The following is a 9,929-nucleotide window of genomic DNA, read 5'->3' on the forward strand; positions in this document are numbered from 1 at the left end:
CAATTTTTTTATCATCATATTCTTTTCCTCCATTCTAGTATCCCAGGACACCTCTTATCACTCGTCCCCTATCGGCAGGGATTTGAAAGCCAGGCTGATTGAAGTCCCTTTTCCCGGAGCGGAATCTATATCCACTCTCGCTTCATGTTTCATAATTATTTGTTTGACGATAGCCAAGCCCAAGCCTGAACCGCCTTCGTTTCTGGTCCGCGACTTGTGGACTCTGTAGAAGCGGTCCATGATATTGGCCAGGTCCTCAGGCGGAATCCCATGCCCTCTATCCTCTATGGTCAGCACTGTCCATCCTTCACTTTGCTTCATCTCTATAAAAATCTTCTCTCCCTCAGGAGAGTAACGGACGGCATTATCCAGCAGGTTGCTGATCACCTGCTCGAGCCGGTCGGGGTCACCTTCTATGATGGCCTCTTCATCCAGCTGGAGACCGAGACGGATGCTCTTTTTCTCCAATGGAAGCTTAAATCTTTCGGTAACATCCAGCACCAGCTGGCCAAATGCAATCGGCTCCATCTTCATCGGATACGAATCACCCTCGAGCTGGGCGAGATCCAGCAAATCATTGACAAGACGTGACAACCGAGCTGTTTCCTTATGAATGATTCCTAAGTATCTCTGCCGCTCTTCTTCACTTTCGACGACTCCCTCCAGCATCGCTTCTGTATACCCCCTCATATAACTCAGCGGCGTTCGAAGCTCATGGGAAACGTTCTGCAGGAATTCTCTTCTATTACTCTCGACTTCTTCCAAGGAATTAGCCAATTGATTGAATGACCGGGCCAGCGACCCCATTTCATCCGAAGTGGAAGCCTCGATTCTTTTCGAAAAGTCCCCTGCAGCCATCCGTCCTGAAACCATCTCCATCTTCTTCAGCGGCTGAATCAGCTGGGAGGCGATTTTTCTTCCTGACCACACGACTGCAAGCAAAATCAGGAGAAGCAGCCCCGCCAGTGCATAACGAATTGTTTCAAAAGGAGCGTAGACATCCTCCAAAGGCATATAAAGAAAAATTGCCCCGGAAAGCACATCGCCATCCAGCAGCGGAATAGCAACCGCAAGGATATCCTGCTCAAATACGGAATGCTCTCGGACCATAGTCACCGTTTCACCATTCAATAGCTGCTGCCTCTCTTCAAAGGTAATAAGCGTTTCGCTCTCTGTATCTCCATAGGGAAGAGACGCACTCAGCTTCATTGGATCTTCAGTAAAAATTACATCAGCCTCTGAATTGTCCGCTGTCCATTCTAGCTTTTCCTGAAAATCCTCCCTATCACGCTCTTCATAATACGCTTCTTCCATGTTCCGGCCTTGCAGGAGGAGCAGATCTTTCTGCTTGTCCACATACAATTTTTCATATAAATAAAACGTCAATCCTATGGTGATCAGCACCGTGAGCAGCGCGACAATGGCAATGGTGAACCAGATTTTCTGCTGCAGGCCGATGCGGGTCAGCCGGCTTCTAAATAAATTTATAGCCAACACCCCAAACCGTCGCAATATAAGGTCCGGCGGTTTTCAGCTTAAGCCGTAACGTTTTGATGTGAGTATCCACCGTCCGCGGGGTACCTTCACTTTCAAACCCCCAGACTTTATCCAGCAGCTGCTCCCTGCTGAACACCTGTCCGCGATTTTGCACTAAGAGAGAAAGCAGGAGAAATTCTTTCCTAGTCAAGTTGACCGCCGTCCCGTCGACTTTCACCACATGGCCTTTAAGGTCCACGGACAATCCTTCGTGGATGATGGTACGGCTGTCAGTGCTTGGGTTTTTGTATCCAATAGACCTTCGCAGTGCAGCTTCTATCCTGGCTACCAGTTCCTTTGGACTAAACGGCTTCACCACATAATCATCCGCACCTGTCTTCAGGCCGGTGACCCGATCGTCCTCGTTCCCTTTCGCTGTCAGCATGATGATCGGCACATTTGAAAAGGTCCGGATTTCCTTTGCCGTCTCCAATCCATCCATAACCGGCATCATAATATCCAGAAGCACTAGATCAATAGGCTCTTGCCGGAGCACCTCAAGCGCTTCCCTGCCATTGCCCGCCGGATAAACAGCGTAATCATGTGCTTTCAAATAGGAAGTTAAAAGCAGAATCATATCTTTTTCATCATCGACCACAAGAATATTCATTGAGCTCTCCCTCCCTCGATAATCGCAAACGGTCCGCCGCTGATTTCAATTTCCTTCTTCACTTTAAATGTCTCAAGATCTATTATAAAAAGAGAATCGCTGTCTATGCTGGAAACATACAGGGTCTCCTCATTTCCGGTTACATCATAAGGATTGGCCCCTGCACTGATTTTTTCCGTACTCTCCCCGCTGATTTTGTATAATTCATGAGACCCATGGCAGACGACATAGACCTCCTTGCCAGAAGGAGGGCTGAAAAATTGGACCGGCATCAACCCGACCTCTATGCGCTGAACCTGCTCCCCGTTTTCCGGATCAATGACATACACATACCTGTTCAATTCACCATGAACCGGACCATGACCGCCTATATAAAGCTTCGAATCCTTGACCAGAATGCCTTCCGGAAGATAAGGAACAAGCATTTCCTCTTTCACCTGCAGCGTATCCACCTCAATGGCAGAAATAGAAGAACTCTTTTGGTTCACTACATACAGATGACCTTTCTCCTCATCCAAAGCCATTGATAAAGGAAATTTCCCAACCGCAATTTCTGAAATCATTTCTTTCTTTTTTAAATCGAATACCCTCACTTGGTTCTTCCCGCTGTCCGAGAGAAATAATTGATGAGTACGCTCGCTGTACAACAGCTCATTTACACCTTCACCAATATCCTCCCACTGCTCCAATTCTCCGTTTTCAGTATTCAAAACAGATAGAGAACCGTCTTTGCTGGTAAAGGCGATACGTACATCATCCACCCGAACCATATCCCCGACAGCAGAACTCAATTCAACCGAATCTATTATCTGCTGCTTTTGCTTATCAACAAAAGTAATCTTGTTATCCTTCAAATGAGAAACCATTACTGCTTCTTTGGCATTCTCCGGTACAGCCAGCGACTCACTCTGACAGCCAGAGACAATCAATAACATACCTATAAATACAGAAAATCTTAATTTATTCATAAAGGACCTCTTAATCCTTTCTTTTAGTTAAGTTCTTTTCTTATTGCTATTTCATAAAAAATCCAGAGAAAAATAGTCATAGTTTTGAAACCATTTTGAACAAGAAAGGAAAGAACTGCTCTTCTTGTTCAGAGGAGCTTCCTAGTCCGCAGGCAGCAATATATACGAAAACAATCTTTAGTTAGAGTTTGCCCAACGCTATCTAGTATAAAAGATAAATTTGAAATCTTTGCGAAGTATTGGGGAATGATTTGTGAAATGGGGAATATTTTTTGGATGAAAACGCCTTTTAAAAGACTGTGCATGCCAGCTTTCTGGGAAAACTTCCGCTTCAACCCGTCCACCAGAGGGAGTAGGGAAAAATAGAACAACATTCTTCTTAAAAAGAATTTATTAATTAAAGCATTTTTAACAAGAATAATATAAAATTTTTCTTTTCAATAAAATTTGATGAACTTGTCCAACCAACTCTACTTATTTTTCATAGAATGTACTATGTTCCAAATTGTGGAACAAAATGCAAGTTAAAGGAGAAGATATTATGTCAAATTGTTTACCAGATTGTCCGTGTCACAATACACAAATTGAGGAAATTAATGAAAGATTTGCGGCTCCAGTATGTGTTGCAAATATTGATCGAGATAGAGAAGTGACAATCTTTGGATGCCCCTCTTTACAGCCAACCATGAGTAAGTGCTACGTAGATGTTGACATACCAGTCTGTGATGGTAGAGCTCCGTTACAATGCTCTGTTAAAATCTACACGCTCACTTATTCTGGCACTATTCACTACGTCGTAAGTGTACCTGTTATGGATGGACTCACTTGCGAAGGCCTTCCAGATACCCTGACTTTCGATATTGAAGTAGACATTGGTGAACAACATTGCTTTTACTGTGATGAACCATGTATTCCAACAAGCTGCGATCTAGTTACTATTAATAACTTATCTGTAAATTTCCTCCCTGATTCTAATGAAATTCTTATCACTGGCCAACCAGTTTTCAACTGTCCAGGAAGATAGTTTTAAAGAATAAAGAGAGACGGTCATTCCGTTTCTCTTTTTTATATACGAAAAAAGGATGACCCACACATACTGATCATCCCTTACTAGCATCTTATTTAAAGAGAAAACGAAACCACCTTTTATACCATGGTTTTGCTTTAAGCGGTATTCCGTTATAGCGAATGACCGTCGCCTTCCTTGGTGTACCATTGCCGCTTCCGCAGCCGCATGACGGTTTCTTCTTAACGCCGTTCGTATCGTTATCCATATGAATCTTTCACACCCTTTCTCGTAATCCGTTCATATTATTTTATGCTGAAAAGAAAGAGATGTTTGGGACAAACGTTAGTTTTTCTATATTTTTCATTACCTGAAGATAGCAATTGGATAAGCAAGACGTATGGACTTAAAACAATACCTTTTAACCTTTTTAACTTGTCATCTTAATAGATAGCAATTACATGCCTCAATTCCCAATCGTTTTCATAGTTTTTGAATATAGTAGTAAATGAAGACATATCTAAAAGGAGGTCACTTATGAAAAGACAAGCTCTTTTAGAGAGAATACAGATAGTCGAGTTTGCTCTGTTAGATTTGCAGCTATATCTTGATACACATCCCGGCGACAAAAACGCTCTGGAGCAATTCAATCAATTATCCTCTGTGTTACAAGAATTGAAGGCACAACATGAAAGGAAATATGGTCCCCTGCTGGGATTTGGTTTTTCCCAATCAAAGCGGACATGGCAATGGATTAATGACCCTTGGCCTTGGCAAATAAATAGGAGGTGTTAAACATGTGGATTTACGAGAAAAAGCTGCAGTATCCTATTCAAGTAGATTCTGCCGACCCAAAGACTGCCAAACTTCTATTTGAAGCATATGGCGGCCAGGACGGGGAACTCTCAATGGCCCTGCAATATTTAAACCAGCGCTACACTATGACGGACGAGCGAGTCATCGCCCTGTTAACCGATATCGGGACAGAAGAATTGGCTCACGCTGAAATCATAGCAGCCCTGATTTTCCAATTAACAAAGGACGCAACACCCCAAGAACTAGAAGACGCCGGCTTGGCTCCTTCTTTCGCCAGTCATGGCAAGTCACTGTTCTACCAAAATGCTGCGGGTGTCCCCTGGTCAGCCCAATATATCCAGGCAACCGGAGATCCTATCGCTGATTTATCAAGCAATATCGCAACGGAAGAAAGAGCACGGGTGCTCTACCAGCATCTGATTGATCTCATTGATGATCCCGGAATCAAAGATACCTTGCGCTTTTTGAGAGAGCGTACGATTGTTCATTCTGTGAGATTCAGAGAAGCTTTGGAACTATTAAGAGAGGAAACAGACTAATCTTTGATTTTTCTTTTTGAAGTAAAAGAGGACAAGCATTTTTACTATCTTTCACCTCATGCCATCATATTTCTATTCTTCAGGTCTATTTCTCCTATTGACTTACTTTTTATGCTACTGCCATCCAACAGGTGATTTTCTATATAATCTTAAAATTTTCTGTTTAAATTATCAGCCAGTTAGAAGAGAATGGATCACCTTTTATAAAAGCAAGTATCAGAACCATTTCACCTTACAAAAGCCTCCTTACTCAATAGAGGCTTTTTTAAACAGTTGGAAGAAATTCTTCATCGCCTTTCCCGTTTCTCCCTGGTTAGCCTTTGACCATATTTCCAGAAATGAAATTGCATCCCAACGAATATAATTAACAAATTAGAAAGAATTCAGGGAGGGCAACCTATGAACACTTATATTGAAGTTGAGCCAGGAGTAGAATTATTTGTGCAGGATACTGGCAGTGGAAATCCCATCATATTTATTCCGGGTTTTACTTTTACTACAGATGTGTTTTGCGAGCAAGTTAAGCATTTTTCAAAAACCCACCGTACGATTGTATTGGATCCAAGAAGCCACGGCAGGTCTACCATGACAGTTCACGGAAATGATTATGTCACCCATGGAACTGATTTGCAGAAGGTATTGCAGCAGTTAAAAGTTGAAAATGTAACACTTGTCGGCTGGTCCTTTGGATGCTTAACGGTTTGGGAATACATCCGCCAGTTTGGATTGGAAGGCATAGAGTCTCTTGTCTTGATTGATATGCCGCCAAAGTCTTTATCCCTTCAGCAGGATCAGGATTGGGTGGAGGGGCCGCTTGATGACATGGCTGCAGCTTACACCAACTATCTTCGTAACCCTAAAGGCCAGCGGGAATTCATTTCTGCTTATGCTGCAGGAGTCATGGTCCAGCGAGATCTGAAAGACGAAGAATTAGAATGGATCGTTGAGCAATCTCTTAGAACACCTTACTATATCGCCGCTAATTTGTTTTCTTCGGGACTTTTTTCCGACTATCGTGTTGAAGCGGGAAAGAGCAGTGATTCCTTACCGACTCTATATGTTGTCGCGGAGCATTGGGGAGAAACAGCTGTGAGATATCTAAGCAACCTGACACCAAAAGCTTCGGTGGAAATACTGGGAGGCCATCTCATGTTTTGGGAGCATAGTGAGAAGTTTAATGAGATTGTTGAAGGATTTTTAGAAAAGAACAAATAAATTAGCCATCGTCCCAAAAAAGGTTAGCTGCAATCTTGATCATACCATCTGAAAATGACTATATTAAAAAGCCACCTTTCAATTAAAAGGTGGCTTTTTCACTATATTAAGATCTCAACAATTCATCCGATACAATACGATGAACTGCAACAGTTTGACCAATTGCATTTTTCCCCCAAACGGATATACCCGTTTCCTCTTCTGCTGGTCCACTAATCTCAAATTCGAATTTATAATTAAAGTTTACAATATAATTTTTAGTAATTACTTGATTAGGACTAATGGGGAATAACTCAAGTACATACAGCGTTTCTGTCCCATTTAAAAAATATCCCCGTATTGAGATAACGGCATTGTCAACGGAGGATCTATTCACAATTTTCACCGTTACTTGCTGGCTTTGTCTGACACCTCCAACAAGGTTGTTATCAATTGGCCCTGTACTAAAAAAACTCATTCTTCTCACCTCTCTTTAGATTCCTATATCCGTTGAATTCGTACGTTAATGGTTTTTAAAAAAAGTTGTTCCAAAAGTACTTCTTCTGGAACAACTTACGTTTTACCATTCTTCTGTTACACGCAGCACTGCCGAAACGAGAGAGGTTCCAGAGAAACTTCCTATCACTAAAGAAACGCTCTGATCATCTGGCAGCTCAAAATCCAATAAATTTGCTTTTGCCAGATCTCTGTTCGCTCCCGGGGCACCTGAAGCAACCCCTTGAAAAACGACTTCTCCTCCGGTAATAATGGTAGCTGTATTGTTAACAAGCAAAGCCGTTTCGTTATTAGGAATATTTGTAGTTATAGTAGGGAATGCTGAGTAACCTGTATTTAAAGTTCCCCCCACAACTAGTTGGAAAAATATATCATTCGCTGTAACAATGTCTAATCCCTCCAATGTCACACTTACCGAATTTGGCCTCGCTGAACCTGCCGGAAATTCAGTCTTTCTTTGAAAGGATATAACCGGCAGGCCAGCAGTCCCTACTGTAGCACTCCGCCTTTCCGAAGTAATTCTAAATTCAGGATTAAACTTGCCGAGAATACTATACTGTCGTCCTCCTACAAATAGATTTCGGGTATCCGCAGTAGCACCATTATTTTCAATCTGTGCCCTCAGCGGTAAGTTAGGGTCAGTAAAACTTGTTTCCCCTGCAGGACGATACCGGTGGACGGTCACCGTCTCCTGTGCCAGTGTTACTGGATTTTGCACAACCACATTAAATTCAATAACGCCGTAACCATACCACGTGAAATTGATTTGGAAGATGTTACCTATAGCTAAGTTTAAAGTTATCCCGCTCGGTCCTGTACCATTCAATGGGTCTACGTTCCAAGAAGTTTGTGGAATAATTGTATCTGCTCCCGCTCTTCTTATTGCAACGAATATTCCATTAGCTGTACTTTGGCCAAAGAAGGCCCCATTCTCGTCGTCTACTAATCCCCAACGGAATACTTGATCATTAGTAGGAGCAAGTGGTATTCGTACCCCTATACCTGCTTGCCCCGCATATCCCGGCATATATCTGCCTCTTTCCACACTATCCAGCGTGGCACTATCTGAAGCTCCAGGGGTTGTCGTAATCTGATATTCTATTGTTGTATTAGTTACTGTACCAGAGCCTGTTGTTTCAACTAAATCTCTTAAATTTGACAGCCCATACACAGAAGTTAATTCAACTACAGGAGTTCTATTAGAAACCATAAGTTCGTTAAATTGAGAACTAACATTAGGTCCGACATTATTAATTGAAACCATAAAAACCCTCCTTTCTTAAAAAATTACTTTTATTTACCATTCTTCATTCACTCTGAAAACTGCTGATACACTTGAGGATCCGGCAAATGTCCCAATTACTAATGAAACCGGCTCTTCATCTGGAAGTTGAAAGCTTAATAGACTCGCTGTCGCTAACTGTCTATTAGATCCTTGGGCTCCTGCTGCAACTCCCTGGTACACCACTTGCCCCCCTGCAATGGTGGTGGCCGTATTATTCACAAGCAAAGAAGTTTCATTATTAGGAATACTCGTGACTGCAGTTGGGAAGGTTGTAAAGGCTCCATTTAAGGTTCCCCCTACAACTACTTGGAAATAAATATCATTATCTGTAACAATATCTACTCCCTCTAACGTTACACTTACAGAATTCGGTCTCGCTGATCCTGCCGGAAACTCTGGCTTTCTCTGAAAGGACATAACCGGCAGACCTGCAGTCCCAACCGTTACAGTACGCCTATCTGAAGTAATTCTAAATTCAGGATTGAATTTACCCAGGATACTATACTGCCGTCCTCCAACAAATAGTTCTCGAGCATCCGCAGTAGCACCATTATTTTCTATCTGTCCCCGCAGAGGCAAATTGGGATCTGTAAAACTTGTTTGACCAGACGGACGGAATCGGTGGACGGTTACAACCTCCTGGGCCAGAGTCGTTTGATTTTGCACAACCACGTTAAATTCAATGACTCCATAACCATACCAAGTAAAGGTAATTTGGAAGATGTTTCCTATAGATAAGTCTAAGGTTAATCCACTTGGCCCTGTACCATCCAATGGGTCGACATTCCAAGACGTTTGAGGAATGATTGTATCTACTTCTGCTCTTCTTATGGCAACGAATATCCCGTCAGCTGCACTTTGGCCAAAGAAGGCTCCGTTTTCGTCATCAAACAGCCCCCACCGGAATACTTGGTCATTGGTCGGTGCCAATGGGATTCGGACTCCTATACCGGCCTGACCCGCATACCCAGGCATATATCTTCCTCTTTCCACACTATCCAGCGTGGCACTATCTCCAGCTCCAGTGGTGGTCGTTAGTTGGTATTCTACTGTAGTGTTAGTTACCGTTCCAGAGCCTGTTGTTTCTACTAAATCCCTCAAAACGGACAAACCATACACAGAGGTTAATTCCAGCACTGGTGTCCTTTCAGCAGTATTCAACTCATTAAACTGGGAGCTCACATCAGGACCAATATTCTCAATTGTAATTTCTTGGCTAACTGGACCTGTTGGACCTGTTGGACCTTGCAGACCCATGGCTCCCGTTGGACCTGTTGGACCTTGCAAGCCTGTGGCTCCTGTTGGACCCGTTGGACCAGTTGGACCTTGCAAGCCTGTGGCTCCCGTTGGACCTGTTAGGCCTTGCAGACCCGTTGCTCCGGGTGCTCCCGTTGGACCTTGCAAACCTGTTGCTCCCGTTGGACCTGTTGGGCCTTGCAGACCTGTTGCTCCGGTTACT

The 9,929-nt window shown here is 43.0% G+C and carries 10 protein-coding genes and 1 pseudogene; 4 read left to right on the forward strand and 7 right to left on the reverse strand.

The window, feature by feature from the left end:
* Window positions 1-57: 57 nt before the first annotated feature.
* Genes B9Z54_RS02885 through B9Z54_RS02895 form a run of 3 tightly spaced genes read right to left on the reverse strand, consistent with a single transcriptional unit; the run spans window position 58 to window position 3,114 of the window.
* Entirely contained in the window at window positions 58-1,497 is a 1,440-nt protein-coding gene (locus tag B9Z54_RS02885; RefSeq protein ID WP_240189774.1) for a sensor histidine kinase, read from the reverse strand.
* Window positions 1,475-2,146: a response regulator transcription factor gene (locus B9Z54_RS02890; RefSeq protein WP_113927021.1), complete on the reverse strand. Its 672-nt coding sequence runs from the start codon at window positions 2,144-2,146 to the stop codon at window positions 1,475-1,477. The genes B9Z54_RS02885 and B9Z54_RS02890 overlap by 23 nt, the downstream gene beginning before the upstream one ends.
* Window positions 2,143-3,114 (reverse strand): YncE family protein, encoded by a 972-nt coding sequence (locus tag B9Z54_RS02895; RefSeq protein ID WP_113927022.1) that lies wholly within the window; start codon window positions 3,112-3,114, stop codon window positions 2,143-2,145. The genes B9Z54_RS02890 and B9Z54_RS02895 overlap by 4 nt, the downstream gene beginning before the upstream one ends.
* A 541-nt stretch (window positions 3,115-3,655) precedes the next feature.
* Between B9Z54_RS02895 and B9Z54_RS24635 the strand changes: the two genes are divergently transcribed.
* On the forward strand, window positions 3,656-4,138 hold the full coding sequence (locus tag B9Z54_RS24635; RefSeq protein ID WP_162785068.1) for a hypothetical protein: 483 nt from the start codon (window positions 3,656-3,658) through the stop codon (window positions 4,136-4,138).
* A gap of 94 nt (window positions 4,139-4,232) precedes the next feature.
* On the opposite strand, the gene B9Z54_RS24640 is transcribed toward B9Z54_RS24635, so the two are convergent.
* Window positions 4,233-4,388 carry a hypothetical protein gene (locus B9Z54_RS24640; RefSeq protein WP_162785069.1) on the reverse strand — a complete coding sequence of 52 codons (156 nt, stop codon included), beginning with the start codon at window positions 4,386-4,388 and terminating at the stop codon, window positions 4,233-4,235.
* 269 nt (window positions 4,389-4,657) lie between these two features.
* Here B9Z54_RS24640 and B9Z54_RS02900 point away from each other — a divergent pair, with 269 nt between their 5' ends.
* From B9Z54_RS02900 to B9Z54_RS02910, 3 genes are all read left to right on the forward strand, one after another.
* Window positions 4,658-4,915 carry a spore coat protein CotJB gene (locus B9Z54_RS02900; protein WP_113927023.1) on the forward strand — a complete coding sequence of 86 codons (258 nt, stop codon included), beginning with the start codon at window positions 4,658-4,660 and terminating at the stop codon, window positions 4,913-4,915.
* A 2-nt stretch (window positions 4,916-4,917) separates the two neighbouring features.
* The gene (locus B9Z54_RS02905; protein WP_113927024.1) at window positions 4,918-5,475 is read left to right on the forward strand and encodes a manganese catalase family protein; all 558 of its coding nucleotides are present in this window, start codon (window positions 4,918-4,920) and stop codon (window positions 5,473-5,475) included.
* Window positions 5,476-5,874: 399 nt separating this feature from the next.
* Window positions 5,875-6,690 (forward strand): alpha/beta fold hydrolase, encoded by an 816-nt coding sequence (locus B9Z54_RS02910; protein ID WP_113927025.1) that lies wholly within the window; start codon window positions 5,875-5,877, stop codon window positions 6,688-6,690.
* A 106-nt stretch (window positions 6,691-6,796) separates the two neighbouring features.
* Here the strand turns inward: B9Z54_RS02910 and B9Z54_RS02915 are convergent, their stop codons facing one another.
* From B9Z54_RS02915 to B9Z54_RS25465, 3 genes and pseudogenes are all read right to left on the reverse strand, one after another.
* On the reverse strand, window positions 6,797-7,147 hold the full coding sequence (locus tag B9Z54_RS02915) for a hypothetical protein (RefSeq protein ID WP_113927026.1): 351 nt from the start codon (window positions 7,145-7,147) through the stop codon (window positions 6,797-6,799).
* Window positions 7,148-7,249: 102 nt separating this feature from the next.
* Window positions 7,250-8,449: a hypothetical protein gene (locus B9Z54_RS02920; RefSeq protein WP_113927027.1), complete on the reverse strand. Its 1,200-nt coding sequence runs from the start codon at window positions 8,447-8,449 to the stop codon at window positions 7,250-7,252.
* 1,242 nt (window positions 8,450-9,691) lie between these two features.
* Window positions 9,692-9,929 (reverse strand): annotated as a pseudogene (locus B9Z54_RS25465) (bclA protein); the annotation flags it as partial.

Source organism: Bacillus sp. P14.5, from assembly GCF_003316765.1.
Taxonomy (GTDB): Bacteria; Bacillota; Bacilli; order Bacillales; family Bacillaceae_B; genus Rossellomorea.

What these genes read in the sequence shown, in the direction of transcription:
- B9Z54_RS02890 (WP_113927021.1), bottom strand. Translation starts at nt 2,146, where the DNA reads ATGAATATTCTTGTGGTCGATGATGAAAAAGATATGATTCTGCTTTTA.
- B9Z54_RS02895 (WP_113927022.1), bottom strand. Translation starts at nt 3,114, where the DNA reads ATGAATAAATTAAGATTTTCTGTATTTATAGGTATGTTATTGATTGTC.
- B9Z54_RS24635 (WP_162785068.1), top strand. Translation starts at nt 3,656, where the DNA reads ATGTCAAATTGTTTACCAGATTGTCCGTGTCACAATACACAAATTGAG.
- B9Z54_RS24640 (WP_162785069.1), bottom strand. Translation starts at nt 4,388, where the DNA reads ATGGATAACGATACGAACGGCGTTAAGAAGAAACCGTCATGCGGCTGC.
- B9Z54_RS02900 (WP_113927023.1), top strand. Translation starts at nt 4,658, where the DNA reads ATGAAAAGACAAGCTCTTTTAGAGAGAATACAGATAGTCGAGTTTGCT.
- B9Z54_RS02905 (WP_113927024.1), top strand. Translation starts at nt 4,918, where the DNA reads ATGTGGATTTACGAGAAAAAGCTGCAGTATCCTATTCAAGTAGATTCT.
- B9Z54_RS02910 (WP_113927025.1), top strand. Translation starts at nt 5,875, where the DNA reads ATGAACACTTATATTGAAGTTGAGCCAGGAGTAGAATTATTTGTGCAG.
- B9Z54_RS02915 (WP_113927026.1), bottom strand. Translation starts at nt 7,147, where the DNA reads ATGAGTTTTTTTAGTACAGGGCCAATTGATAACAACCTTGTTGGAGGT.
- B9Z54_RS02920 (WP_113927027.1), bottom strand. Translation starts at nt 8,449, where the DNA reads ATGGTTTCAATTAATAATGTCGGACCTAATGTTAGTTCTCAATTTAAC.